The 26678-nt window shown below is 63.7% G+C and carries 26 protein-coding genes; 18 read left to right on the top strand and 8 right to left on the bottom strand.

Annotated elements, in window-relative coordinates; all coding sequences use genetic code 11:
• Window positions 1–38 precede the first annotated feature (38 nt).
• From CCD76_RS05930 to hemG, 4 genes are all read left to right on the top strand, one after another.
• Window positions 39–1628, top strand: coding sequence for an ABC-F family ATPase (locus CCD76_RS05930; protein ID WP_087718600.1), 1590 nt, complete (start codon window positions 39–41; stop codon window positions 1626–1628).
• Window positions 1629–1666: 38 nt separating this feature from the next.
• The gene (locus tag CCD76_RS05925; protein ID WP_218776978.1) at window positions 1667–2344 is read left to right on the top strand and encodes a cysteine hydrolase family protein; all 678 of its coding nucleotides are present in this window, start codon (window positions 1667–1669) and stop codon (window positions 2342–2344) included.
• Between the two features lie 187 nt (window positions 2345–2531).
• Entirely contained in the window at window positions 2532–3959 is a 1428-nt protein-coding gene (locus CCD76_RS05920) for an aryl-sulfate sulfotransferase (protein WP_218776977.1), read from the top strand.
• Between the two features lie 21 nt (window positions 3960–3980).
• Window positions 3981–5408, top strand: coding sequence for a protoporphyrinogen oxidase (hemG, locus tag CCD76_RS05915; protein WP_087718599.1), 1428 nt, complete (start codon window positions 3981–3983; stop codon window positions 5406–5408).
• Between the two features lie 44 nt (window positions 5409–5452).
• Here hemG and CCD76_RS05910 read toward each other — a convergent pair whose 3' ends face one another.
• The 5 genes from CCD76_RS05910 to CCD76_RS05890 form a co-directional block, all read right to left on the bottom strand.
• Entirely contained in the window at window positions 5453–6295 is an 843-nt protein-coding gene (locus CCD76_RS05910; protein ID WP_087718598.1) for an HAD-IIA family hydrolase, read from the bottom strand.
• A gap of 144 nt (window positions 6296–6439) precedes the next feature.
• Window positions 6440–7372, bottom strand: a complete 933-nt coding sequence (locus CCD76_RS05905; RefSeq protein ID WP_087718597.1) for a 2-hydroxyacid dehydrogenase — start codon at window positions 7370–7372, stop codon at window positions 6440–6442.
• A gap of 20 nt (window positions 7373–7392) precedes the next feature.
• Entirely contained in the window at window positions 7393–9009 is a 1617-nt protein-coding gene (locus CCD76_RS05900) for a gamma-glutamyltransferase family protein (protein WP_256961135.1), read from the bottom strand.
• Window positions 9006–10109 carry a serine hydrolase domain-containing protein gene (locus tag CCD76_RS05895; RefSeq protein ID WP_256961133.1) on the bottom strand — a complete coding sequence of 368 codons (1104 nt, stop codon included), beginning with the start codon at window positions 10107–10109 and terminating at the stop codon, window positions 9006–9008. The genes CCD76_RS05900 and CCD76_RS05895 overlap by 4 nt, the downstream gene beginning before the upstream one ends.
• Window positions 10110–10158: 49 nt before the next feature.
• Window positions 10159–10623 carry a DUF2501 domain-containing protein gene (locus tag CCD76_RS05890; protein ID WP_087718596.1) on the bottom strand — a complete coding sequence of 155 codons (465 nt, stop codon included), beginning with the start codon at window positions 10621–10623 and terminating at the stop codon, window positions 10159–10161.
• 278 nt (window positions 10624–10901) lie between these two features.
• Here CCD76_RS05890 and CCD76_RS05885 point away from each other — a divergent pair, with 278 nt between their 5' ends.
• From CCD76_RS05885 to CCD76_RS05840, 10 genes are all read left to right on the top strand, one after another.
• Entirely contained in the window at window positions 10902–11090 is a 189-nt protein-coding gene (locus tag CCD76_RS05885; protein ID WP_087718595.1) for a hypothetical protein, read from the top strand.
• A gap of 191 nt (window positions 11091–11281) precedes the next feature.
• The gene (gene ubiM / locus CCD76_RS05880) at window positions 11282–12490 is read left to right on the top strand and encodes a 5-demethoxyubiquinol-8 5-hydroxylase UbiM (protein WP_218776976.1); all 1209 of its coding nucleotides are present in this window, start codon (window positions 11282–11284) and stop codon (window positions 12488–12490) included.
• Between the two features lie 79 nt (window positions 12491–12569).
• On the top strand, window positions 12570–13472 hold the full coding sequence (gnd, locus tag CCD76_RS05875; protein WP_087718594.1) for a phosphogluconate dehydrogenase (NAD(+)-dependent, decarboxylating): 903 nt from the start codon (window positions 12570–12572) through the stop codon (window positions 13470–13472).
• A 345-nt stretch (window positions 13473–13817) separates the two neighbouring features.
• A complete protein-coding gene (gene nrdH, locus CCD76_RS05870) occupies window positions 13818–14042 on the top strand; it encodes a glutaredoxin-like protein NrdH (protein WP_087718593.1) in 225 nt (74 codons plus the stop codon).
• Window positions 14043–14124: 82 nt separating this feature from the next.
• Entirely contained in the window at window positions 14125–14529 is a 405-nt protein-coding gene (gene nrdI, locus CCD76_RS05865) for a class Ib ribonucleoside-diphosphate reductase assembly flavoprotein NrdI (RefSeq protein WP_087718592.1), read from the top strand.
• Window positions 14511–16682, top strand: coding sequence for a class 1b ribonucleoside-diphosphate reductase subunit alpha (gene nrdE / locus CCD76_RS05860; RefSeq protein ID WP_087718591.1), 2172 nt, complete (start codon window positions 14511–14513; stop codon window positions 16680–16682). Before nrdI ends, nrdE begins: the two co-directional genes overlap by 19 nt.
• Before the next feature lie 101 nt (window positions 16683–16783).
• Window positions 16784–17767, top strand: coding sequence for a class 1b ribonucleoside-diphosphate reductase subunit beta (nrdF, locus tag CCD76_RS05855; protein ID WP_444875467.1), 984 nt, complete (start codon window positions 16784–16786; stop codon window positions 17765–17767).
• A gap of 197 nt (window positions 17768–17964) precedes the next feature.
• Window positions 17965–18717: a hypothetical protein gene (locus CCD76_RS05850; RefSeq protein ID WP_143543255.1), complete on the top strand. Its 753-nt coding sequence runs from the start codon at window positions 17965–17967 to the stop codon at window positions 18715–18717.
• 166 nt (window positions 18718–18883) lie between these two features.
• Entirely contained in the window at window positions 18884–19504 is a 621-nt protein-coding gene (locus CCD76_RS05845) for an NUDIX hydrolase (protein ID WP_087718589.1), read from the top strand.
• Between the two features lie 87 nt (window positions 19505–19591).
• A complete protein-coding gene (locus CCD76_RS05840; RefSeq protein ID WP_087718588.1) occupies window positions 19592–20290 on the top strand; it encodes a tellurite resistance TerB family protein in 699 nt (232 codons plus the stop codon).
• Between the two features lie 179 nt (window positions 20291–20469).
• Here the strand turns inward: CCD76_RS05840 and CCD76_RS05835 are convergent, their stop codons facing one another.
• The gene (locus CCD76_RS05835; RefSeq protein WP_087718587.1) at window positions 20470–21711 is read right to left on the bottom strand and encodes a methyl-accepting chemotaxis protein; all 1242 of its coding nucleotides are present in this window, start codon (window positions 21709–21711) and stop codon (window positions 20470–20472) included.
• Window positions 21712–22036: 325 nt separating this feature from the next.
• Entirely contained in the window at window positions 22037–23266 is a 1230-nt protein-coding gene (locus CCD76_RS05830; RefSeq protein WP_087718586.1) for an MFS transporter, read from the bottom strand.
• Window positions 23267–23371: 105 nt separating this feature from the next.
• Between CCD76_RS05830 and CCD76_RS05825 the strand changes: the two genes are divergently transcribed.
• From CCD76_RS05825 to CCD76_RS05810, 4 genes are all read left to right on the top strand, one after another.
• Window positions 23372–23932 carry a TetR/AcrR family transcriptional regulator gene (locus CCD76_RS05825; RefSeq protein ID WP_087718585.1) on the top strand — a complete coding sequence of 187 codons (561 nt, stop codon included), beginning with the start codon at window positions 23372–23374 and terminating at the stop codon, window positions 23930–23932.
• Window positions 23933–24330: 398 nt separating this feature from the next.
• On the top strand, window positions 24331–24912 hold the full coding sequence (gene mntP, locus CCD76_RS05820) for a manganese efflux pump MntP (protein ID WP_087718584.1): 582 nt from the start codon (window positions 24331–24333) through the stop codon (window positions 24910–24912).
• Between the two features lie 100 nt (window positions 24913–25012).
• Entirely contained in the window at window positions 25013–25165 is a 153-nt protein-coding gene (gene arfA / locus CCD76_RS05815; protein ID WP_087718583.1) for an alternative ribosome rescue factor ArfA, read from the top strand.
• A gap of 232 nt (window positions 25166–25397) precedes the next feature.
• Window positions 25398–26009: a cyclodeaminase/cyclohydrolase family protein gene (locus tag CCD76_RS05810; RefSeq protein WP_179208863.1), complete on the top strand. Its 612-nt coding sequence runs from the start codon at window positions 25398–25400 to the stop codon at window positions 26007–26009.
• 31 nt (window positions 26010–26040) lie between these two features.
• Here the strand turns inward: CCD76_RS05810 and CCD76_RS05805 are convergent, their stop codons facing one another.
• Window positions 26041–26646, bottom strand: a complete 606-nt coding sequence (locus CCD76_RS05805; RefSeq protein ID WP_087718581.1) for a LysE family translocator — start codon at window positions 26644–26646, stop codon at window positions 26041–26043.
• Between the last annotated feature and the right edge of the window lie 32 nt (window positions 26647–26678).

The raw sequence follows: 26678 nt of genomic DNA, 5'->3' as shown, positions 1-26678 counted from the left end.
TCGTTTCATTCACGCCGTTTCCCGCGAGATTCCCCGCTGTGCTCTCTACTGCCAACATCACCATGCAGTTTGGCCCCAAGCCGCTGTTCGAGAACGTATCCGTCAAATTCGGCGGTGGCCATCGCTACGGCCTGATCGGCGCCAACGGCTGCGGCAAGTCCACCTTCATGAAGATTCTGGGGGGCGACCTGGAGCCGACCGGCGGTCAGGTGATGAAGGACGTCACCACGCGACTGGGCAAGCTGCGCCAGGATCAGTTCGCGTTCGAGAACGAGCGCGTGATCGATACCGTGATCATGGGCCACGAGGAGCTGTGGGCAGTCACCGCAGAGCGCGAGCGCATCTACTCCCAGGCAGAGATGAGCGACGAGGACGGCATGAAGGTCGCCGACCTGGAAGTGCGCTTCGCCGAACTCGAGGGTTACACCGCCGAATCCCGTGCCGGCGAGCTGCTGCTCGGGCTGGGCATTCCGCTGGAGCAGCACACCCAGCCGATGAGCGTGGTGGCGCCGGGCTGGAAGCTGCGCGTGCTGCTGGCCCAGGCGCTGTTCTCGGACCCCGACGTGCTGCTGCTCGACGAGCCCACCAACCATCTGGATATCAACACCATCCGCTGGCTGGAAGAAATCCTGCGGGCGCGCAGCTCGACGATGATCATCATCTCCCACGATCGCCACTTCCTGAATAGCGTCTGCACTCATATGGCGGATCTGGATTACGGCGAGCTGCGGTTGTTCCCGGGCAACTATGACGAGTACATGATCGCCGCGACCCAGGCCCGCGAGCGCCTGCACGCCGACAACGCCAAGAAGAAGGCGGAAATCGCCGAGCTGCAGCAGTTCGTCAGCCGCTTCTCGGCCAACGCCTCCAAGGCCAAGCAGGCCACCTCGCGCCAGCGCAAGATCGACAAGATCCAGCTCGAGGAGGTCAAGCCCTCCTCGCGTGTCAGCCCGTTCATCCGGTTCGAGCAGAGCAAGAAGATCCACCGTCACGCACTGACGGCGGACAAGCTCTCCAAGGCGTGGGGCGACAACGTGCTGTTCGACCGTTTCGGCCTGCAGGTCGAAGCCGGCGAGCGTGTCGCCATCATCGGCCCCAACGGCATCGGCAAGACCACGCTGCTCAATTGCCTGGTCGGCACGATGGCGCCGGATGCGGGCGAGGTGAAGTGGACCGATGCGGCGGAAGTGGGCTACTTCGCCCAGGATCACGCGACCGACTTCGAGGGTGGCGAGACGCTGTTCGACTGGATGCGCCAGTGGACCACCGAAGGCGAGCAGACCGTGCGCGGCGCGCTGGGGCGGATGCTGTTCTCCAACGACGATATCGGCAAGTCGGTGAAGGTGATCTCCGGCGGCGAGCAGGGGCGGATGCTGTTCGGCAAGCTGATCCTGCAGAAGCCCAACGTGCTGGTGATGGACGAACCCACCAACCACCTCGACATGGAGTCGATCGAGGCGCTCAACCTGGCGCTGGACAACTATCCCGGCACGCTGATCTTCGTCAGCCACGACCGTGAATTCGTCGGCTCGCTGGCCACCCGCATCATCGAGATGAAAGAGGACGGTATCGTCGACTTCAGCGGCAGCTACGACGACTATCTGCGCAGCCAGGGCGTGTACGACTAGCGCCCGCTTCGCCACCGCGCGCCGGCCGGAGATGGGCTATGCTGCACGACAGCGAGTCCATTTCCGTGAAGGAGCGTCCCGCCATGACCGCCAATGCCCTCCAGACGATCGACCCCGCCAAGACGGCCCTGGTCCTGATCGAATTCCAGAACGACTTCACCACGCCGGGCGGCGTGCTGCACGACGCCGTAAAAGGCGTCATGGCCCGTGAAGACATGCTGGCCAAGACGCAGGATCTCGTCGCCAGGGCGCGTGCCGCCGGTGTCAGCATTCTCCACGCGCCGATCCATTTCGCGCCAGGCTATGGCGAGATCACCGCCCAGCCCTACGGCATCCTTGCCGGCGTGGTGAACGGCAAGGCGTTCGTCAAAGGCGAATGGGGTGCCGAGATCTGCGAGGCGCTCACCCCGCAGGCTGGTGACATCGTCATCGAAGGCAAGCGTGGCCTGGATACCTTCGCCTCGACCAATCTCGATTTCATCCTGCGCAGCAAGGGGATCGAAACGATCGCCCTGGCCGGCTTCCTGACCAACTGCTGCGTGGAATCGACCATGCGCTCGGGCTACGAGAAAGGCTTCGAGGTGCTGACGCTGACCGACGGCGTCGCGGCCACCAGCGAGGCCGAGCACGATGCGGCGATCGCCTACGACTACCCGATGTTCTCCAAACCGATGACCGTCGCCCAGTTCGCCGAGGCGTTACCGGGCGCAGCCTAGCCACGAAACGTTCCGGCTCAGGGATCGAAACGCCATTGCGAGGGTCTATCGAAAAGCCGATGACGATGAATCGCCGTCATCGGCCTGACTGAGATCGCCGGCACACCGACGTGCCGGCTCAATCCGCCCAAGGCGGGACTCGACGAAGGAGCGACGAGCGATGATGTCACGGACACGATCCGTTTCGATGTTACTGGGTGTCCTGTTGACAGCGACGGCAACCGCAGCGGTCGCCTTGCCCAGCAGCTTCCCCACCGGCACGACCTACTACGATCCCGAGCGGGCCTACAACGGCTTTGTGCTGTTTCCCGGCGGTGACGGAAAGACCCACCTGATCGACATGAACGGCAACGAGGTTCACCGCTGGGACTACGAAAGCTTCCCGCCGGTGGCCTTGAGTGCCGACCAGACCAACGGCGAAAAAGGCCACCTGCTGGTGCAACTGGCACGGGCGAAAGAACTCCCGGAACACGCCAGCCCCGGCAACGGGCTGACCAACGCCTCGGTCGCCGAGGTGGACTGGGACGGCAAAGTGCAGTGGCAGTGGGGCAGCCAGCAGAACCCGGTCTATCAGCACCACGACATGCGTCGCCTGCCCAACGGCAACAACCTGGTGATGACCGCCGAGATGCGCGAGCTCAACGGCTTCGACTACCCGATCATCGAAAACGGTATCGAGGAGGTCGACGATGACGGCCGGGTCGTCTGGGAATGGAAGGCGGGCGACCATCTCGACGAGATGGGCTTTTCCGACGCCGGCCTGCGGTCGCTCAAGGATTCCGAGGATCCCGACTTCCTGCATCTGAACACGGCGGTGCCCGTCGGGCCCAATCACTGGTACGACGCGGGGGACGAGCGTTTCGCGCCGGACAATATCCTGGTCAACTCCCGCAACGCCAACGTCACTTTCATCGTCGATCGACAGAGCGACGAGATCGTCTGGCGCATCGGCCCCGATCTGCCGGCGCTGCAGCTCAACGGCAAGCTCGGACGCCCAGTGGATCAGACCGTGGGCTCCCACGATGTTCATCTGATCCCCGAAGGGTTGCCGGGCGCGGGCAACATGCTGATCTTCGACAACCAGGGCAATGCCGGCTTTCCGCCTGCCAGGCAGGGGTTCTTCTCGTCCTCCCGCGTGATCGAGGTCGATCCGAGCAGCGGCAAGATCGTCTGGCAATACACCGGCAACATGTCGGGAGGTTCGCCCTACACCTTCTACAGTTCGTTCATCTCGAGCGCGCGGCGACTGCCCAACGGCAACACGCTGATCGATGAAGGCCAGAACGGCCGCCTGTTCCAGGTCACCCCGGAAGGCGAGATCGTCTGGGAGTACGTGAGCCCGTTCTTCGGCAAGTCGATGCCGAGCGACGACTACGTCACCAACCAGGTCTACCGTGCGCAGCTGGTCGATTACGACTGGGCGACGGACGGCACGCCGCACGAGGAAACCGCGGTGAAGGCGGACTGCAGCCTCTATCCGGCGGCGCCTGGCTGCCATCCGGGCGAGTCCGACGATCCGTCCCACGGCGGAGTCGCGCGATCGGCCGGCGTAGCGGCAAGTCGCCGCATGCCGGCCGGATGCAGGTTGCGTGGTGTCTGCGTAGACTGCCAGTGACATTTTCTCGTGCGAGTCATCATGGACAGTCAGGCTGCAGACGTTTCGACCGCGACGCCTCGTTCCCCCAGCGAGGCCCTTTCCGATACCTTGATCGTCGGCGCTGGCGCCACCGGGCTGGCGGCGGCCTGGGCGCTGGCCAAGCGCGGACGACATGTCACCCTGCTGGAGGGCAACTCCCGGGTCGGCGGTAACCTTCGTACCGAGCGCGATAGCGAGTGGCAGATCGAGCACGGGCCTAACACCGTCATCATGAAGCCCCCCCTTTATGCGCTGCTGGAAGAGCTCGACCTGCTCGACGAGGCGCAACCCGCCAATGCCGTTGCCAACAAGCGTTACGTCGTGGTGAACGGCGAGCCGGTGGCGCTGCCGATGAAACCGCTGGACGCCCTGGTCAGCCCACTCATCGGCTGGCGCGGCTGGGCACGACTGGCTCGCGAGCCGTTCATCGGCCGTTCGAGCGCGCCGGAGGAAACCCTGGCCGCCTTCGTCGAACGGCGGCTCGGCCCGCGCATTCTCGCGCGCATGGTCGATCCGTTCGTCTCCGGCGTCTATGCGGGCGATCCGCGCAGACTGTCCGTTCAGGCGGCCATGCCGCGTCTGGCCGCCATCGAGCAGGAACATCGCTCGCTGATCCTCGGCGGGATGAAGCGGCTGCGTCAGGCGCGTCGTGATCCCGGCGGCGTGCCGGCCGAATGGCGCGGCAAGCTGGTGAGCTTCCCGCAGGGGCTGCAGCATCTGGCCGATAGGTTGGCGGAGCGCATCGCGGCCCAGCCGACGGCCGCCATCCACACCGATCGCCCCGTGCAGGGCATTCGTCGCGACGGCGAACAGTGGATCGTCTCGGATGATCACGGCGGGGAGTGGCGAGCCAGGTCGCTGGTGCTGGCGGTGCCCGCACCGGTCGCGGCCCGGCTCCTGCAGCCGCTGGACCCGGCGTTGGCGGAGCCGCTCCAGGGCATCGTCTATCCGCCGGTCAACGCCATTGCGCTGGGCTTTCGCGAGCAGGATATCGTCCATCCGCTGGACGGATTCGGCGTGCTGATCCCTCGCGCCGAAAAGCGGAGAACGCTGGGCGCACTATTCTCGTCGACGCTGTTTCCGAACCGCGCACCGGCGGGGCACAAGCTGCTCAACGTGTTCATCGGCGGGCGGCAGGATCCGTCGGCGGCGGACGGCAACGACGACACGCAGGTCGCGCGCGTGCGCGATGAGTTGCGCGATCTGCTGGGCATTCGCGGCGAACCGGTATGGCAGAAGGTAACGCGCTGGCCGCAGGCCATTCCGCAGTACGAAATCGGCCATCTGGCGCGAATCGAGGCCCTGGACGATGCGCTGCGGGCGCATTCCGGCTTGCATCTGGCGGGCAACTGGCGCGGCGGTATCGCGGTGGGGGACTGCCTGGAGAACGGCCGACTGCTGGGTGAGCGTCTGCTGTCGGAGACTTGAGCCGAGGCGGCGCGGGAAACGCCGCCTCGACGACGCGGGTAGCGTTACTTGTCCACCAGCTCCGCCACCGACGACAGGATCTCCTTGGGCCGGAACGGATAGCGTTCGATATCGGCCTTGTCGGCGATGCCGCTCAGCACCAGCACCGTGTGCATGCCCGCCTCGATACCGGCGACGATATCGGTATCCATGCGGTCGCCGATCATGCCGGTGCCATCGGAGTGCACGCCCAGCTTGTTGAGTGCCGAACGGAACATCATCGGGTTGGGCTTGCCGACGATATACGGCTTGCGCCCCGTCGCTTCGGTGATCAGTGCCGCCACCGCGCCTGTCGCGGGTAGCACCCCTTCGGCGCTGGGGCCGGTGGCGTCCGGATTGGTGCAGATGAAACGAGCGCCATCCTTGATCAGCCGGATCGCCTTGGTTATCGCCTCGAACGAATAGGAGCGTGTCTCGCCCAGCACCACATAGTCCGGCGCGGTGTCGGTCATAATGAAACCGGCTTCATGGATCGCCGTGGTCAACCCCGCCTCGCCGACGACGAAAGCCGAGCCGCCCGGTGCCTGGTCGCGCAGGAAGGCAGCCGTCGCCAATGCCGAGGTCCAGATGCGATCCTCCGGCACGTCGAGGCCGGATTGCTGCAGTCGCGCGCTCAGATCTCGCGGGGTGTAGATCGAGTTGTTGGTCAGCACCAGAAACGGGATGTCCTTCTTGCGCCACTGGTCGATCAGTTCCGCCGCTCCGGGAATCGCCTTGCTCTCGTGAACCAGAACGCCATCCATGTCCGTGAGCCAGGATTTGATGTTACGTCGGCTCAGGGTATTGGCCTGCGCCTTGTCTGCGCTCTTACCGGACGCGCTCTTGCCCGATCCATTCTGATTCGACATGACCTCTCCTTAGCGACCATCGATGAGCAGCCAGCTAGCGGTGATAGACGACTGGCTGTGGATAAAACCGAGGCAATGACTTGCCCATAGGCAGTCTAGCAAGTTGTTGGCGCTCGGTGGCGAGGCCTTGGGGGCCGTGGCGCTTTAATAGCCCCGCGCGGCGTCGGCGAGATCCGGTACGCTGCCTTCGCGCTCGAATCGCTCAATATTGGCGGCCACGATGCGCGAACCGGTGGGCGCGTCGATCAGCGACGCGGTGTGCGGCGTTATCGTCACTCCGGGATGTGGCCAGAACGCGTGCTCGGCGGGCAGCGGCTCGACATCGAAGACGTCCAGCGTGGCATGACTAAGCTGGCCGCTCTCCAGGGCAGCCAGCAGATCCGCCTCGACCAGATGCTGGCCGCGGCCGGCATTGATGATACTGGCGCTCTTGGGCAGGCGCTCGAACAGCGCGGCGTTCAAGATGCCTGTCGTCGCCACGGTCAGCGGCAGCAGGCAGACCAGAATCTCGCAGCGGCTGACGAATTCGGAAAATTCGCTGTCACCGGCGTAGGTGATGACACCTTCGATCTCTCGCTTCGTGCGTGCCCAGCCGAGCGTCTCGAAGCCGAGTGCGGCGAGCGTCCGCGCCGCTGCACCGCCGAGGTTGCCGAGCCCCATGACGCCCACGCGGCGCTGCGTCGCCGGTGGCACGACCAGCTGTTGCCAGCGCTTCTCGCGCTGGTTGGCGGCAATGGCCGGTATGTCGCGGTGGTGGCGCAGCACGTGCAGCGCCACGTACTCGCGCATGCGCTGGGTCAGGTCCGTGCCCACGGTGCGGATGATCGGCATCTGGCGCGGCAGTTCGGCATCGGCCAGCACGTGGTCGATGCCGGCGCCCAGCGACACGATCGCCTTGAGATTGGGGAAGGGCAGGAAAGCGCCGGTTGCCGGCTTCCAAACCACGGCATAGGTGACTTTCTCGACATCACCCGGGTCGTGAATGGGGCGGATCGTCCAGCCCGGGAGCAGGGCCTGAAGCTGCTCGATCCACCAGTTCGTTTTATCCACATCCGGTATTGATACAACGATAGACATCTCGGAATCCTGCTAGTGAATCAGGGGCGCACGACCGGCTCGTCGTCGAGCGGTTCAATCTGAAACGGCGCCGGTGTGGCACCGCCGCCGATCGGCTGGGTCGGGTCGTTGATGCCGATGCACTCGCCGCTTTCGGGATCTCGCGAAACCGCCGAGACGCAGGCGTAGAGCTTGGGAAATACCAGCTGCTGGGCAATCTCCAGCTCGAAGCGCTCGCCCAGCTTTGCCAGTGTCTCGGGATCGAAGCGCGGGTCGACACGGACCGAACCGCGGTAGCTGGCGTCCAGGCGCGGATGGTGCACGGCCTCTTTCAGACTCATGTCGAAGTCCATCATCAGCGCGGCCACCTGGGTCACTGCCGGCATGATCAGGTTGCCGCCGGAGGCGCCCACCGAGAAGCGCGCCTCGCCGCCCTTCACCGCAACCGTCGGGCACATGTTCGAGGAGTTGATGCGCTTGCCGCCTTCCATCGTCGTGGGATAGCCGGGGCGCGGGTCGAAGTAGCTGACGCTGTCGTTCATCAGCATGCCGGTCGAGGGCAGGGTGACGCCGGAGCCGAAGCGATTGAGCAGGGTGTAGGTGAGCGCCACCATGTTGCCTTCGGCGTCCACCGATGACATCGACGAGGTGCAGGCGCCCTGTTCACCGTCCGTCTCCGTTAGCACGCCGTTGCGAATCTTGTGCCGCTTCCAGCACTGCTCCAGCGCTTCGGCATAGACGAGCCAAGTCGCCGGTGTCGGCGTTTCCGGCGGGGTCGGCATCGCCTCCAGCGCGTACGCCAGCATCTCGCGCTGGCGCAGGCCGCCGGAAACCTCGCCCGGCGTATAGAGCGTGTAGCCGCGATGCGCGGCGGCCATGGGGGTGTATTCGAATACCTCGTAGGCGGCGAGGTCCTCTCGCGAGATGCGCGAGCCGCCCGCTTGCAGATCGCCAACGATCTTCTCGGCCAGGGCGCCGCGATAGAAAGTATCGGCGCCGTTCTCGGCGATCTCGCGCAGGGTGTCGGCCAGTTGCGGAATGCGCAGCCGGCTCTCCGGCGTCGCCGGGTGCCCGCCAGGCAGATAGATTGCCCTCGAGATCGGATCGCGGGCCAGCGTTCTGGCGCAGACGCCGATCTGCAGGCTGGTGAACCAGTCGACATGCAGGCCTCGCTCGGCCAGGGCGATCGCGGGCGCCATGACGTCGGCACGTGGTTTTGAACCGAAACGGGCGAGCGCGTGATCGAGCCCGGCCACGGCACCGGGAACGGTGATCGAGCGGTAGCCTTCGATGTTGGCATTGTCGACCACGCCGGGAAAGCCCATTGGCGTCGCGGGCAGAGCCGGATCGACGGGATAGTCCTCGAGTCGCGTATCGCCGGCCAGCACGCCCTGGAAATCGAGCGCCACGGCGCGCCGTTCCTTCGCCAGCCAGATCAACATGAAACCGGCGCCGCCGAGGCCGCACATCCACGGCTCGACGGCGTTGAGCGCATAGGCGGTGGCGATAATGGCATCGATGGCATTGCCGCCGGCATCGAGCTGGGCCGCGCCCGCCTGCGCCGCCATGCGGTGTTGCGAGGCCACCGCGCCGCGTGTCGATCGGACGGCGGGGGTGGTGAGGAGCCAGTTGTCGCGGTCTCGGTGAGGATGTTTCACGGGGAGGGTTCCTGATTGGGACGATGGGTCGCCTCGATCAAATCGGCAATCAGCGCTTCGACTTTTTCCAGATAGGCGCTGCCATTGGAGGGCGGCGTCGGGTCGGAGGTCATCACCACGGTCATGGCGCGAGATGGCACCACGTAGAGCAGCTGGCCGCCATAGCCCCAGCCGTAGTAGACGGGCTGGCCGGCGATGCGGGTGATGAACCAGCCGTAGCCGTAATCGTCGCCGTTGAAGAACGAGCGGGTGCGCGGCTGCCAGGAGCGTTCGATCCAGTCGGCCGAGAGCACCGTGCGGTCGTCGCGGATCCCGTGCTGGCGGATCATCTCGCCGAAGCGCAGTAGCGCCTGCGGTGTCAGGCCCATCTCGTTGCCGCCGAAATAGATGCCCTGCGGGTCCCGTGTCCAGGGAGGAATCGCGATCCCCAGCGGATCGCCCAGCCAGTCGCGCGCCAGTGCCAGGGTACTGCGGCCGGTCGCTTCGGTGAGCGCCGCCGAGAGCAGGTGGCTGTTGCCGGTGGAGTAGAGCATGCGTTCACCGGGTTCGGCGACGAAAGGGCGTTCCAGTGCGTCGGTGACCCAGTTCGAACTTGCCACCCAGGCGCCATAGTTGCCGCCCGAGGTGGGTTCGAGCCCCGCCTGCATCAAAAGCAGGTTGCCGACGGTGATATCGCTCACCCGCGGATCGATATCCGCGGAAACCCGGTCGCCCAGCAGTTCGATCACCGGCTGATCGACGCTCTCGATCACGCCACGGTCGATGGCCGCGCCCACCAGCGCCGAGACCAGCGTCTTGGAAAGCGACTTGATGTTGGCCGTCTCGTTCGTCCCGTGGCCGCGAAAGCCTTCGTCGATCACGGTATCGCCATCGATGGCGACCAGCAGGGAGTGACTGCGCGGCAGGACGCCCGCCTGCTCGGCAATGCTGTCGCGAGCGGCCTCGGGCAGCGGGGCGGCCAGGGCTGGCGACGTCAGTGTCGCCAGCAGCAGGGCAAAGGCGAAACGTCGCCCGCGGGTACGGGCGGCGACGGTCGGGAATCGAAACGAGGGCAGTATCGGCATGCGTCCAGTCTGGCGCATGCCGCGGCGTTCTTCCATGACGTCAAGCCGTGGACGATGGCGGCAGCGTACGATGCGCTGGCGGGTATCAGCCGCCGAGGAAAGAGGACATGGCTTTGTCGGCAATCATGCCGCAGGCGCGCTCGCCGACCTGATCCTTGAGGTTGGTCAGGCTGAAGGTCTGGCCGTTGCCGCTATCGAGCAGCCCGCCCAGCCCCTTCTGGTAGCTGTCGCTCTCTTCGGCCTGGCTCTGGCCGCCGATCTGCTCGAGCAGGCGGTTCTTGACCTTGTCGGTGGTGCTTTCGGTATAGCCCTGTTCCTGGCAATAACCGAGCACGCCGGCCACGTTCTGCATGCTGCCCAGGTTCAGGGAGCCGGAACTCAGCGCGCCGAGCAGCGAGGCGCCACCGGCGGTATCGGTGTTCTGAGAGGACTGGCCGGACAACATTTCGCCGGCGCTTTTCTTGACGCTATCGAAGCTCACGGCCGCGGCCATCGGGGAGGCGACGACGGAAGCGGTCAGCAAGGCGGCGGAAAGAAAACGAAGATTCATGAATTAATACTCCTGGCGGAAAAGACCCTGCAAACGAGGGGACGATGAAACGATCCGCGAATGGTGACGACAGGGCGATGAGGCGCCGCGCCAGCGCTGTCCTGCGCTAGGGTGACCATGGTCGGGGGTTCGGGGTCGGGTGGCAACGGTCATTCTGTGACCGAATGACACGGTGGTGAAACGCCCCCGGCGTCATGGTCTAGGCTTGGAGTGTCGGGGGGCGTTCGACGTTCCCTAGAACATTTCCTTGAACCATTCCCTCGAAAAAAGGAGAGGTCATGATCATTACCGTTGGCGAATTCAGGAAACTGCTCGAAGAGTACGATGATCAACTGGAGCTGAGCTTCAGCGGTCTGGAGTACCACCGCGTCCGAGCCAAGGGCGACAAGCATCTGGAAGTCGAGTTCGCGGAGAAGGTCTTCAAGGACAAGGTGGGCCATGTCAAGGTTCACAGCGAAAAGCAATGAACGCGCCTGTCGGCCTTGGAAATCGCACCGGCTTGAACACCGCTCGCTCGAACACGGACGGGGAGTATTGCCATCTGGTGCCGAACCGGCCGGATGATGGCGGCGTTAACCTGGGATGCGACGGGTGAGGCTTCGCCGTGGCATCTTTTTCCGTTACCGTTACGCCCCATTGACGCTAGGGAGCGGCACGAATGGATGATTCAATCTCTGTGACGCAGGTCGACGTCGCCATCGTCGGTGCGGGGCCGATTGGCTTGTGTTTTGCCAACGCGCTGTCGCGTCATGGCGTGAGTTCGGTGCTGATCGATCGTCAGTCGCGGTCGGCGATGGTGGAGCCGGCCAGCGATGGGCGAGAGATCGCGTTGACTCGGGCCGCCCAACAGATTCTCGACAAGCTCGGCGTATGGTCGCGAGTCGAGCCGGCCGAACGCGCTCGGATGCGTGCCGCCAAAGTCTTCGATGGTCAGTCGCTGTTCGCGATGGAAATTGCACCAGGCGCTTCTCGCAACGAACCCCTCGGCTGCCTGGTACCCAATCAGGTGATTCGACGTGCCGCCTATGCGGCGTTGCCGGCCGGCTCGATGGACGCGGGAGAGATCCTGTGGCGGGATGAACAGCAGATCAAGCGGTTCGAGGCCAACGACGCCGAGGTCGATATCACTCTCGCCGGCGGCGAGCGGCTGCAGGCCTCGCTGCTGGTGGCGGCGGACAGCCGCTTTTCCACCACCCGCCGTGCCATGGGCATTCCCGCCCATACCTACCAGCATGGTCAGCACATGCTGGTCTGCCGGATGCACCACGAAGAGCCGCACGACCAGACGGCGTGGGAGTGGTTCGGCTACGGCCAGACGCTGGCGCTGTTGCCGGTGGATACGCACTGCTCGTCGCTGGTGCTGACACTCTCGCCGGCGGAGATGGAAAAGCAGCTGTCATTGAGCGACGAGGACTTCGACGCCGATATCACCCGGCGCTTTGGCGGCCGACTGGGCGCCATGCGTCGGGTTGCGGCGCCTCATCGCTATCCGCTGGTCAGTGTCTATGCCGAACGCTTCGTCGGGCACCGCCAGGCGCTGATCGGCGATGCCGCCGTGGGCATGCATCCGGTGACCGCGCATGGCTTCAACCTCGGGCTGCAGGGGCTGTCGCGACTGGCAGACCTGATCGGCGAGGCGCGAGCTCGAGGGCAGGATATCGCCTCGCCGACGCTGCTGGCACGCTATCAGCGCGAGCAGCGTCTGGCGACGGCGCCGCTGTTCGCCGCCACGCTGGCGATCGTCGGGCTCTACACCGACGACCGTACACCGGCCAGATGGCTGCGCAAGGCGGTACTGCGCGCCGGTGAAGTGGCCTGGCCGGCCAGGCGCCTGATCGCGAGTCATCTGACACGCTCGATCGGCTAGCCACACACGCCAACCGTAGGCGCCGAGCGCGGGGAGCATCTCGGCCGACGACGCCTTTCTCGACTCAAGAGGAGTTCGTATGGATCTTGCAATGGTGGGACTCGGGCGCATGGGCGCCAACATGGCGGAACGCCTGGTGCGCGGCGGGCACCGCGTGGTGGGGCACGACCCCAGCGCGGAAGCGATGGCGAAGGCGGCAGAGAAGGGGATCGAACCGTCGGACTCGCTGGCGGCGGCGATCGACGCCCTTTCCTCGCCCAGAATCGTGTGGCTGATGGTACCGGCCGGCCCCCTGGTCGATACGCTCATCGGCGAGCTCGAACCGCTGCTGTCGAAGGGCGACATCGTCATCGATGGCGGCAATTCGATGTACAAGGACACGGTGCGTCGGGCCGAGACGCTGCGCGAATGCCACCTGCATTACGTCGACGTCGGTACCAGCGGCGGTGTCTGGGGCCTGCAGGAGGGCTACAGCATGATGGTCGGCGGCGAGACGGCTATCGTCGAATCGCTCAGGCCGCTGTTCGAGCGTCTGGCGCCGGCCGCCGACAAGGGATGGGGCCATGTCGGTCCCAACGGCGCGGGCCACTTCACCAAGATGGTCCACAACGGTATCGAGTACGGCATGATGCAGGCCTATGCCGAAGGCTTCGCGATCATGGAGCGCAAGGATTTCGATCTCGACCTGCATCAGGCCGCCGAGATCTGGCGTCATGGCAGCGTGGTGCGTTCCTGGCTGCTGGATCTGACGGCCAACGCGCTGGACAAGAATCCGTCGCTGGAGGGCATTGCGCCCTTCGTATCGGACTCCGGCGAAGGGCGCTGGACCGTGGCGGAAGCCATCGAGCTTGACGTCAGCGCGCCGGTGATTACCCTGTCGCTGCTCGAGCGCCTGCGCTCCCGCGAACAGGATTCCTATGGCGACAAACTGCTGTCTGCCATGCGTAACGAATTTGGCGGGCACGCGATCAAGAAGGGGTGATTCGCGTTCTGTCTTCGCTACCCGATCTCTCTTTTCCTGCTACCAGATAGTGTGTTTCGACGCGCCGGTTTGGCACAAGCCATCGGCGCGTTTCCAATTCCGGGGCAGGGCGTTTTCACCCTTGACATGACGGGAGGCGGGCTACCATGCGGCCTCCGCGAGGGCAAAAAGTTGTCCACAGGAGATTAACAGAAAAACAGCACATCTATGCTTGGAAAAAGGCGCGGCTACCATATATAGTATTTTGCAGAAGCGGCGGACACGCTCAGAAAGCGTGAATTCCAGTCGTCCAAGCCTGCACCATCGGACATCGATGGCGTCTTCCCCAGTCAAGGATGGTTATTCATGAGCATCACGATCTATAGCAAACCTGCCTGCGTCCAGTGCAACGCCACCTATCGCGCTCTGGACAAGCAAGGAATCGACTATACCGTGGTCGACCTGACGCAAGACGCCGATGCGATGCAGCGTGTCCAGAATCTGGGCTATCGCCAGGTGCCGGTTGTGGTCGCGGGTGACGATCACTGGGCCGGGTTCCGCCCGGACAAGATCAGCACGCTGGTTGCCTGATCTCTCTTTTTCGTTTTTCTAGGCGCGCATCGGGATTGTTCCGCGCCGTCTGAATGCCGCGCAGGGGCGCAGGAGAACCGTCATGGCTGAGCTGGTCTATTTTTCGACCAAGTCAGGCAATACGCGGCGCTTCGTCGAAAAGCTGGGCCTGTCGGCCAGTCGCATTCCTTTGAGTCGAAACGACCAGCCCCTGCGGGTCGACGAACCTTATATTCTTATCGTACCGACCTACGGTGACGGCGATCCGCTCAGTTCGGTGCCGCCTCAGGTCATACGATTTCTCAATGACGAACACAACCGGTCCCTGATTCGCGGCGTGATCGCGGGTGGCAACACCAATTTCGGCGAGGCATTCGGCCTCGCCGGACGGGTCGTGGCGCAGAAATGTCGGGTACCGCTTCTCTATCGGTTCGAACTGATGGGCACTGCAGAAGATGTCCGTCGCGTTCTTGCAGGGGTGAATGAATTTTGGAAACGCTCAGCCTAGAAAAAGATACGGCAGCGCGACCCGCTGCCGATCACAACGCCAAGACGCTCGATTACCACGCGCTCAACGCCATGTTGAACCTGTACGACGCCAATGGCCGTCTGCAGCTCGACAAGGACCGTGAAGCGGCGCGTCAGTATTTCCTGCAGCACGTGAACCAGAATACGGTGTTCTTCCACTCGCTGAAGGAAAAGCTCGACTACCTGGTGGAAGAGGGCTACTACGAGCAGCAGGTGCTCGACCAGTACGACTTCGGCTTCGTCTCGTCGCTGTTCGATCAGGCCTATGCGGCGAAGTTTCGCTTCCAGAGCTTTCTGGGCGCGTTCAAGTACTACACCAGCTATACGCTCAAGACCTTCGACGGCAAGCGCTACCTCGAACGCTTCGAGGACCGCGTGTGCATGGTCGCGCTGAGTCTGGCGCGGGGCGACGAAACACTGGCCAGACAGCTGGTCGACGAGATCATCCACGGTCGTTTCCAGCCCGCAACGCCGACTTTCCTCAACTGCGGCAAGCGTCAGCGCGGCGAGCTGGTGTCGTGCTTTCTGCTGCGCATCGAAGACAACATGGAGTCCATCGGGCGCTCCATCAACTCGGCGCTGCAGCTCTCCAAGCGCGGCGGTGGCGTGGCGTTCTCGCTCTCCAACGTGCGCGAATCCGGTGCCCCGATCAAGCGCATCGAGAACCAGTCCTCCGGCATCATCCCGATCATGAAGATGCTCGAGGACGCCTTCTCCTACGCCAATCAGCTGGGAGCGCGACAGGGCGCGGGCGCGGTCTATCTCAACGCCCACCATCCGGACATCCTGCGTTTCCTCGACACCAAGCGCGAGAACGCCGACGAGAAGATCCGTATCAAGACGCTGTCGCTGGGCATCGTGATGCCGGACATCACCTTCGAGCTGGCCAAGCGCAACGAGGACATGTACCTGTTCTCGCCCTACGACGTGGAGCGCATCTACGGCGTGCCGTTCGGTGACATCAGCGTGACCGAGAAGTACGAAGAGATGGTCGCCGACGGGCGCATTCGCAAGAAGAAGATCAACGCCCGCGAGCTGTTCCAGACCATCGCCGAGCTGCAGTTCGAATCCGGCTATCCGTATCTGATGTTCGAGGACACGGTCAATCGCGCCAACCCGATCCACGGCCGGATCAACATGTCGAATCTCTGCTCGGAGATCCTGCAGGTCAACACGCCCACCGAATACGACGACGATCTTGGCTATCGTCACATCGGCGAGGACATCTCCTGCAACCTGGGCTCGCTCAACATCGCCAAGACCATGGACTCGCCGGATTTCGGCACCACGGTGGAAGCGGCCATTCGCGGTCTGACCGCGGTCTCCGAGATGAGCAACATCACCTCGGTGCCGTCGATCGCCGAAGGCAACGCCAAGTCTCACGCCATCGGCCTGGGGCAGATGAACCTGCACGGTTACCTGGCGCGCGAGCACATTCTCTACGGTAGCGAAGAAGGGTTGGATTTCACCAACATCTACTTCTATACCATCGCGTTCCATGCCATCCGGGCGTCCAACCGCATTGCCATCGAGCGTAACCAGCGCTTCGCTGGCTTCGAGAAGTCGACCTATGCCAGCGGCGAGTACTTCGACAAGTACACCGAAAAGGCGTGGGAGCCGAAGACCGAGAAGGTACGCGGCCTGTTCGAGAAGAGCGGCATCGCCATTCCGACCCAGGACGACTGGCGCGAGCTGAAGGCCTCGGTCATGGCCCACGGCCTGTTCAACCGTAACCTGCAGGCGATCCCGCCGACTGGTTCGATCTCGTATATCAACAACTCCACCTCGAGCATCCATCCGGTGACGGCCAAGGTCGAGATCCGCAAGGAAGGCAAGCTGGGTCGCGTCTACTACCCGGCGCCATACCTGACCGACGAGAATCAGGAGTACTACCAGGACGCCTACGAGCTCGGCCCCGAGAAGATCATTGACACTTACGCCGAGGCGACCCAGCACGTCGACCAGGGCCTGTCGCTGACGCTGTTCTTCCGCGACACGGCGACGACTCGCGACGTCAACAAGGCGCAGATCTACGCCTGGCGCAAGGGCATCAAGACGATCTATTACATTCGTCTGCGGCAGGCCGCGCTGGAAGGCACCGAGGTGGAAGGTTGCGTTTCCTGCACCTTGTGATGCCTGTCTCTCGATAACGACCGACTTTGCGTGAACGCGCCGGGGCCCGATGTCTCATGAGGCATCACCCGCCCCGGCGCCAACCGAACGAGACCACTCTCATGGATATGCCCACCTCTGCTGCCCGCCACCTGAACCGTGTCGACGCGATCAACTGGAACCGCCTGCAGGACGACAAGGATCTGGAAGTCTGGAACCGGCTCACCGGCAACTTCTGGCTGCCGGAGAAGATCCCGCTTTCCAACGATATCCCGGCCTGGAACACGCTGACCGAGCACGAACAGCAGCTGACCATCCGCGTCTTCACCGGCCTGACGTTGCTCGACACCATTCAGGGCACCGTCGGTGCACCGGTGCTGATCGAGGATGCGATCACCCCGCACGAAGAGGCGGTGTTCACCAACATCAGCTTCATGGAGTCGGTTCACGCCCGCTCCTACAGCTCGATCTTCTCGACGCTGTGCGCGACTCGCGATGTCGACGACGCCTACCGCTGGAGCGAAGAGAACCCGTTCCTGCAGAAGAAGGCGGAGCTGATTCTCGAGCGTTACCGCGCCGAGGACCCGCTGATGCGCAAGATCGCCAGCGTGTTCCTGGAATCGTTCCTGTTCTACTCCGGCTTCTACCTGCCGATGTACTGGTCCAGCCGCGCCAAGCTGACCAACACCGCCGACCTGATCCGCCTGATCATTCGTGACGAAGCGATCCACGGCTACTACATCGGCTACAAGTTCCAGCGTCAGTTGGCCCGGCTGCCGGCAGAGCGTCAGGAAGAGATCAAGATCTATGCCTACGAGCTGCTCCACGAGCTCTACGACAACGAGGTCAAGTACACCGAGGCGCTCTACGACGACGTCGGCTTCACCGAAGACGTCAAGAAGTTCCTCCACTACAACGCCAACAAGGCGTTGATGAACCTGGGCTTCGAAGCGCTGTTCCCGGCCAGCGTCACCGACGTCAGCCCGGCGATCCTCGCCGCGCTCTCGCCCGGCTCCGACGAGAACCACGACTTCTTCTCCGGCTCCGGCTCCTCCTACGTGATCGGCAAGACCGTCAGTACCGAGGACGACGACTGGGCGTTCTAGACCGCCCGCCGGCTCCCGAACGAAAACCGCTCTGACAGGAGCGGTTTTTTTCTGTCTGCTGGCAGCGTCGACTAGTGGACCTCGTCACTTGCCGATTTGGTGATTCAACCTTTCACGCTCGCTGCACACTGTCTGCACGAAACGACGAGATAGTGTTCCTGCACCGCGTCTCGGTGCGCAACCAGGAGCGTGAAGTCATGAATTTTTCGAAAAAGAACCTGTTGGCGCTGGCCGTTGCTGCCTCCATCCTGTCACCGCTCGCTCAGGCCGCGCAGACCGAACAACCCCGACCGCCGGCGGCCCATGGCGAGCACAAGGCGCACGGCAATCCTCTCAAGGACGCCGTGGTCGCCAGCTGGAATCTCGACGAAGACGAGCTGGCCAGCCTGGCTCAGGCCGACAGCGATTTCCGTGCCGGCCTCCAGCAACTGCGTGGCGATGATGGCAAGACGGCGCCCGAGCAGCGCCGCGCCGCGATGGAATCGTTGCTCGAGCAGCAGCGCGAACAGCTGGCCGATGTACTGACCGACGAGCAGCTGCACGCCTATCAGATGCTGGAACGGCCGCGCCCTTTGAATATGCGTCATCACGGTGGCCCGAAAATGGATCCCGAGCGGATGACGGCTGGGTTGGAGGATCGCTACGCCCCGTTGTTCGCCACCTGGGATCTGAGCCAGGAGCAGAGTGCCGCCGTGCTGAATGCCGAGCGCACCTTCTTCGACGGGTTGCACCAACTGAAGCGCCCCGATGCCAAGGCGGGCGAAGCGACGAAGGATTCACGCGGCGCGCAGTTCAAGCAGCTGATGGAGCAGCGCCACAGCGCACTCTCCTCGGTTCTCGACGATGAGCAGGTCGCCGCCTTCGAAGCGCTGACGAAACCGCCCCGCGGCATGCACAAGGGGCCTCGACACGGTCCGCAGCCGGAAGGTGAAACGCCCACGGCGGGCTGATACGGTCGGATGCCGCCTGCGTCGATCTCGCTGTATCGACAAGTACGACACTAGCCCTTCTCCGGAAGGGCTTTTTCGTGCCTGACGCCACCGCTGCCTGACGTTGCCGGCCGCAGTTGTTAGTCTTCAGGTGAACATTACCCACCCCTGAATCGGAAATCACCTCATGGAAGATCAATGGCTCGCCTGGGCCAAGCGGCTATCGGCACTCTCCGATACCGGACTGCACTACTGCCGCGACAAGTTCGACCGCGAGCGCTATGAAGAGGTCGCCGAGATTTCGACGTCGATGATGGCGATGCTGGGCGATATTCCCATCGGTCGCGTGAACCTGGCGCTGGGCGACGGCGAAGGACATGTCACGCCCAAGATCGATGTGCGCGCGGCGATCATCGACGACGGCAGGATCCTGCTGGTCAAGGAGAAGATGGACGGACGCTGGACGATGCCCGGCGGCTATGCCGAGATCGGGCTGTCGGCGGCCGAAAACACGGTCAAGGAGGTTTGGGAAGAAGCGGGCGTCACGGTCGAGGCCAAGCGGCTCTATGCCGTTCGCCACAAGGCCAAGCACGCCTATCCGGCGGACGTGCTCGACTTCTACAAGCTGTTCTTCCTCTGCGAGCGGCTCGATACCAAGCCGCTCGATCCCGGTCACGAAGTCTTCGATGCCGCCTATTTCTCGCCGGACGAACTGCCGCCGCTCTCCGAGCCTCGCGTCATCGCCCGGGATATCTTTGATGCCTTCGAGTTTCACGCCGATCCCCGGCGTCCGGCGCTGATCGATTGATCGAATTGGCGCCAGCGTTAAACCTCCTCGCCTCGAGACGGTCTATAGCAGTGCGGAACATTCAGGCAACGGGGTGATGGAGGATCGATGAACGCGCAGAAAATTCTTTCGCAGATCATGAAGCAGGCGGGCAGCAGCCGGAAAACGTCGTCGAGCGGTGGTGGTTTCGATGCCAAGTCGCTGCTGGGTGGCGGCGCGCTGGGCATGCTGGTTGGCAGCAAGCGGGGTCGCAGCATGGGCGGCAAGGCGATCAAGTACGGCGCACTAGCCGGGCTGGGGGCACTAGCCTGGAAAGCCTGGCAGGCTCATCAAGAGAAGTCGTCTGCAGCGCCGGCCAACGCGCCGACGACCGGAGCCGATCAGCCGCTGGAGCAGCTCTCCGGCGATCGGCAGGAGAACCGAAGCCTGGTCATCCTGCGTGCGATGATCGCCGCCGCGCGGGCCGATGGTCATATCGACGCCGAAGAGCGGGCCGCGCTGGCCGAACAGATCGACGCGCTGGGCGCGGACGACGAACTGCATGCCTGGGTCGAGCAGCAGATGTCCGCGCCGCTGGACGCCGAGGCGATCGCTCGTGATACCGATTCACCGCAGGCAGCGCGGGAAGTCTATCTGGCCAGCGTGGCGATCATCGACGAGCAGAACCCGATGGAGCGGGCCTGGCTCGATCAACTGGCAGCGGCGCTCAAGCTCGACGGCGATCTCTGCCGTACGTTGGAGCGCCAGGCGGAAGACGCTTCCTACGCTTTGTCTGAAAAATGCCTGCGTTCACCCATACGGCGTTAAAAATCGACTCAAAATGCTCATTTACTCCGCGTAAACTCCGCTTTTTCGCCGATTTTGATTCGCTACGCTCACCCTTCGGGCCAGCCTTCGGCTGTTACTCCCTACGGTCGTTGCGCCTTGTCTGGCTATCGCTCGTCGATTTTTCAGACAGCTTAGACCTTGGACGGGAAAGCCAGAGGTTAGAACGTCTCCCACTCGGATTCTTCCTGACGCGCACTGGCCAGCGGGGGCTGGGTGCCAGATTGGGTGCGGGGCTGGGGTCGTGTCGGCTGCGGCATCGCCGGAATGGCGGCGCTTTCGCTGGCGCTGAGCCGGAAGACCGCCACGGCGGCCTGCAGCGCCTCCGACTCCCGCTCCAGCGCGCGGGCGTTGTCGGCTGCCTGCTGTACCAGCGCCGCATTCTGTTGCGTGACCTGGTCCATCTGCGTGATCGCCTGGTTCACCTGGTCGATGCCATGGCTCTGCTCCTCCGAAGCCGTGGCGATTTCATGCATGATGGCGTCGACATTGCCAATGGCCGTGACGATCTCCTTCATCGTCGCCCCCGCCTTGTCCACCAGCCGGGCGCCATCCTCGACGCGCTCCGCTGAACGCTGGATCAGTTCGCGAATCTTCTTCGCCGCATCGGCGGAGCGGGTCGCCAGCGTCTGGACTTCATGGGCCACGACGGCGAAGCCGCGCCCCTGCGCTCCGGCCCGGGCGGCTTCCACCGAGGCGTTAAGCGCCAGAATGTTGGTCTGGAACGCAATCGAGTCGATCGTATCGAGGATGTCCACCACCTGGCGCGACTGGTCGCTGATGTCATGCATGGTGGTGACCACCTTGCCCACCACATCGCCGCCCTCGCGAGCGACGGCCGAGGCATCGTCGGCCAGCTGACTGGCCTGGCGGGCGTTATCGGTATTCTGGCGTACCGTCGAGGTCAACTGTTCCATGCTTGCCGCGGTCTCTTCCAGTGCTGCCGCCTGCTGTTCGGTGCGCGCCGACAGGTCGGTGTTGCCCTGGGCGATCTCGATGGCTCCCTGATGTACATTGTCGCTGGCATTCCGGGTATTGCCGACAGTGTGCAACAGATGCGCCTGGGTGCGCTCCAGTGCGGCAAACAGGCGGCCGATCTCGTTGTTGCCCCGGCTTTCGATCTCGCCGGAGAGATCGCCCTCGGCCAGGCGCTCGAAATGCTCGACCAGACGCTTCAGCGGTCGAATGACGTTGACGGACACGCCCCAGAGAATGATCGCGACCAGGACCAGCGTGAACACGATGGCGGTGCCGATGGCGAGGTTCAACCAGCCCGTCGACACCGTGCCGCCAGCGTTGGCTGCATAGGCGGCAAGCCCGGCAACGCTGAGCACCAGGAAGGTAAAAGCCAATATTACCAGTAGCCAACTGGTTTTAACCGTCAGGTCGTCGAGTCGTTTCATGCGATAACATCCCAAGGAGTGGAAAGCCTGGCAGGCCTGCGTAGCCTGCCGGCACGGTCGTTACACGCTGGTTACCTGCCGGATTATCGGCATGGGCCGTGGAGACTTGCAACGAGTCCGACGAGATCGGTAGCTTCGATCACCTGAAGGGAGAAGACGGGAGCGGTATTTTCGACGATTTTGGAGGGATATTGGCGCTGAAGAAGGGAATTAATCGCGATTTCGCGGCACACCCGGGGCGACGAAATGTCACGCTACAGGGAGCTGATTGACGATCTCGCCTTGTGCCGCAACGTCAGCGGGAAAGATTTTGTGCAGATACACGTTAGGCAGGGTTGCGGCTGCGAGCCCGGGACTCGGGCTGGCGCTGCGTCAACGTGCCGACGAAGGCGGCGAGAGAGAGCAGGGCCACCAGGCTGCCGTAGGCGTAGGTGGTGGGGATCAGCCCCAGATGCTGGGTCGCGATACCGCCGCACAACGCCAGCGTGCTCGCGGAGAGATAGCAGACCACGTAGAACGCCGCCATCAACGCCGAACGCTCGGTGGGCGGCGCCAAGGGCATGACGACGCGCATGGCGCCCATGAACGCGGCGCCGAAGCCGATGCCGGCGATCGCCGTACCCGCCAGCAGGATCGCGACCGACCGCTGATGGACTCCCAGCAGCAGTCCCAGCATGCCGACGATCAGACAGGCGGTGCCGAGCAGTACGGCCAGCCTTGGCGGCCTGGCGCGAAGCGTCAGCACGCTGATACCGCCGATGAAAGGCAGCAGGAAGGTAATCAGGCAACCGACCAGCGGATTGTGAACGCCGCTGATTCTCTCTACCAGCGTCGGTCCCAGCGACAGCGAAAAGCCGCCCAGCGCCCAAGAGGAAACCACCGCCGGGATGACGCGAAACAGCGGGCCGCGCACCGCCGGCGGGATGTGCGCGCGCGGACGCAGTGCCGCCAACGCACCGGGCCGCGGTGTCACGCTCTCCGGAATCCGCTTGAGCCATAGTCCCATCACGACGAGCATCACGATCAATATCAGGTAGACCAGACGCATCGGTGCCGGTGCGTAAGCCACCAGCACGCCGGCAAACAGCGCCCCGATCCCCATGCCCGATAGCGGCGCGATGCTCGCCAGCACCGGGCCGCGGTTGTGGTCGCTGTCGAGCATCGCCGCTGCCAGCGCGCTGGTCACGATTCCGGTGGCCACCCCTTGCAGGATCCGGGCTGCCAGCACCCATGCCAGCCCGTCGGCAGCCAGGAACAGCGCCAGCGACAGGAGTTCGCCCACGATCGCCATGGCGACGACCGGCCGTCGGCCGATGTAGTCGGACAAGGAACCGGTGGTCAGCAATGCCAGCAGCAGCGCGAACACGTAACTGGCGAACACCAGCGTCAGCCAGGTGGTCGAGAAGTGCCAGGTCGTCTGGTAGAGCTGATACAGCGGCGTGGGTGCGCTGGAGGCCGCAAGAAACGTCACCATCAAAACTGCGTAATAGACCAGCGAACCGAGACGAGGAGACGGATAGACATTGGTCTTGGGCGCAGACGCGGGCGGTGACATCGAGGAATCCATTAATGCTAAAATTTTGCGTTAGTGGAGTCTGAGCCTAGTCGATTCATAAAGCAAATATTTTGCGTTTGCCTCTCTTTCGTGTAGTGGATAGCCATGCCGATCAAAGAAGCCGTCAGACCGGGCGGCCGCAGCGCCCGAGTACAGGAAGCCGTTCATCAGGCCGTTCGCGAACTGCAGGCCGTGACGCCACGCGACGAACTGACGGTGCCCCGAATCGCGGAGCGAGCCGGTGTCACGCCATCGACGATCTATCGCCGCTGGGGCAACCTTTCGGAGCTGGTTGCCGATGTCTCCGTGGAGCGGATGCGTCCCGACGACGATCCCGTGGATACCGGCGCGCTGGCCGGCGATCTGCAGGTCTGGGGCGAGCAGTATCTCGAGGAGATGACCTCGGTGCCGGGGCAGCGCGCGCTCAACGACGTCATGGCCAGTGCCGACGGCGGGCGCCGGGAGCGTTGCTATCGCTACAGCGAGTCGCTCATGGGCACGCTGCGAGAGCGGGCCCTGGCGCGCGGCGAAGGGGCGCCATCGGTAGTGCAGCTCATCGACGGCATCATCGCGCCGATGACTTACCGGCTGCTTTACGATCCGGAAGCAGCGACGGTCGACAATCTGCGGCGATGGATCGCCGGCACGTTGACGAACGAAAAGTGAGTCGACACCGAGACGAGCCATCATGGCATCCCCGGGCCCTGGCTCGTAGTTGTCCGGTTGCGACAGCGGCGAGCCTGAACTGTCGAATTGGCAACCCGGCGATCAAAGTCCAACCCGCGTTAACTTGATTAACGTCAACGACACGAATTAACCGTGGTGAATTTTCTCTTTAAATTCAATCATTTATTGATATCTGGCGGGGAGGCGTCTATAGTCTGATTCCTCCTTGGGGAGTAGCCGATCACCGCCGACCAGACTTCGGCGGTGATGTTCGTGTCAACATGCTCGGCCGATGCCGTGGCACGAACGCCGGATCCGGTTGGCGAGACCATGGACATTTCGCAGTGCAGAGTCGGGTGCGGCGAATGTCATGGTGATACCACCGGCTGGATAAGATCATGAACCCTGCTTCTCTCGTCATACTCGCCTTTGCCATGTCGACCGATGCGTTTGCCGCGTCGATCGGCAAGGGTGCTGCTCTCAGACGTACTCGCTTCCCCGAAGCGCTTCGTATCGGCGTCATCTTCGGCACGGTCGAAGCGATCACGCCGGTCATTGGTTGGGCCATCGGGCTGGCGGCGACTCGCTTCGTCTCCGAGTGGGATCACTGGATCGCGTTCGTGCTGCTGGGCGCGCTCGGTGCCCACATGATCTGGGAAGGGTTCAAGCCCGTCGAGCCAGAGGCGAACGACGAGCAGGCGCCGGAGCGAAAGTCGGTCTGGCTGCTCGCCGTCACGGCCCTGGCGACCAGTATCGATGCCATGGCGGTGGGGGTGACGCTGGCATTCGCCGACGTGAATATCGTGGCGGCGGCGGTGGCGATCGGGCTGGCGACGACGCTGATGGTCACCATCGGCATCATGCTTGGCCGTGCGATCGGCTCGCTGATCGGCAAGCGCGCCGAAATCGCAGGTGGCGTGGTGCTGATCGCCATCGGCATCACGGTCGTCTACGAACATCTGTTCGCCCACATGGGTTGAAGCGCCGCTTTCCGACCCATACCTTCCTGCCACGGCCGCATGACTATGCGGTCGTTTGGTATCTGATACTTCGACATTCTCCCGCTATTCAGGAGCCGATATGAAACCGCATCCCATCCGGGACAACGCGCTCAAGGCGGCGTTGCGCTCGCCTCAATTCCGCCAGCAGCAACAGAAGCCCAAGAAAGGCAAAGGCAGCTATTCGCGCAAGGGGCGCGCGCCTCGGGGAGGACACCATCGCCAAGCGGCCTGAGGCAATTTCGGTCCCGGGCTGTTTCGCCATGGTGTCTTCCCCTATCCCATTTTCTGCTGCTATCTCTCCGTCCTCTTCATCTTCATCTTCATCTGCTACCGCTCCTTCCGCTTCCTCTCCTTCCGCTTCCTCTCCGTCCGCTCTCTCCCGGCTCGTATTCGCCTCCTCTTGATTTGCCACGCTTCGTCTGGCGGCGTCTATGCTGAGACATCGATCCTCTCCGGGAGTCCCCATGTCGACCTCGTCTTCGCTCTGGCAGAGCTCGCTTGCCGATTTTCAGCACGCCGTCGAAACGCGCTCCACCCCGGGTTGTGGCGCCGCCGCGGCGCTGAATGGATGCCTAGGGTTGTCGTTGGTTCTCAAGGGGGTGCGGTTGCATCGCGGCGAATCCGACCGCGACCTTCACCGCCGGCTGGTTGCCGAGGGCGATGCGCTTCATGACGCGTTGGCCAGCGCCGTGGATGACGATGCCGCGGCGTTTGCCGATTATCTCGACGCGCAGCATCTGCCACATGACACCGGTGCCGAGGCGAACCGGCGTGATTCGGCGTTGCGCGAGGCCCGCGACGCCTCGATCCGGATTCCGCTGGCTGCCGCCGAGCGGTGTCGTGACGGGCTGGCGCTGGCGGTCGAGGCGTTGCCTCTGACATCCAAGGCGATGCGCAGCGATACCCTGGCCGGCGCCACGATGCTCAGGGCGGCCCTGGAGGCGTTGTTGATCGGCGCGGAGGCCAACCTGGAAGCGCTGGCCGACCAGACGTCGCGCCGAGAGCGGGAAGAGCGCTGCGATGCGCTTCGTGCCGACGCTCGCGGCCATTGTCGGCGGCTGGGCCTCGACGCCTGATCGTGCCCTCAGCCGCTATCGACGACGCGTTTCAGCCCGGCATCAGCACGCTCCACCACGCTACGCCCAGCAGCAGAAAAGCCAGCCCCCGGTTGAACCATTGCCATTGACGCGATGTGCGAAACAGCCGGCCGACACCGCTGCCCATCAGCGCCCAGCTCGCCAGACAGGGCACGGCGACGACACCGAAGATGAGTGCCAGCGCGGCGACGTGCGTCGTGCTGGCGTTGCCAGCGGCGAACACGCCGACGACCGAGAACGCCATCATCCAGGTCTTGGGATTGACCAGTTGCAAACCGGCAGCCTGCAGGGCGCCGAAGTGCGGCAGGCGGCCGGTTGCCACGCTCTCCAGCATCGGTGGCGGGCTGCGATAGAGCTTCCAGGCCAGCCAGCTCAGCCAGGCGACGCCGACCATTGCCATGACGTGGCGCACGAGCGGATAGGCCAGCAGGGTCTGCGCCAGACCGCCGCCGATGACCAGCACGATCATCGCGGCCGCCAGGCTGGCGCCGAATACCGCGGGTAGTGCGCGCTGCCAGCCCCGGCGCGCGCCTTGCGTCAGGATCAACAGGTTGGTCGGCCCCGGCGTGATCGAGGCGACGAAGGCGAAAAGCGTGAAGGGCAACCAGGACGACATGGACAACTCCTCGAAAGTCGGGAGCGTCACTA

Source organism: Salinicola salarius (assembly GCF_002179555.1).
GTDB lineage: Bacteria > Pseudomonadota > Gammaproteobacteria > Pseudomonadales > Halomonadaceae > Salinicola > Salinicola salarius_A.
The sequence above is the reverse complement of the archived record's forward strand: the minus strand, read 5'-3'. Positions and strand labels throughout refer to the sequence as shown.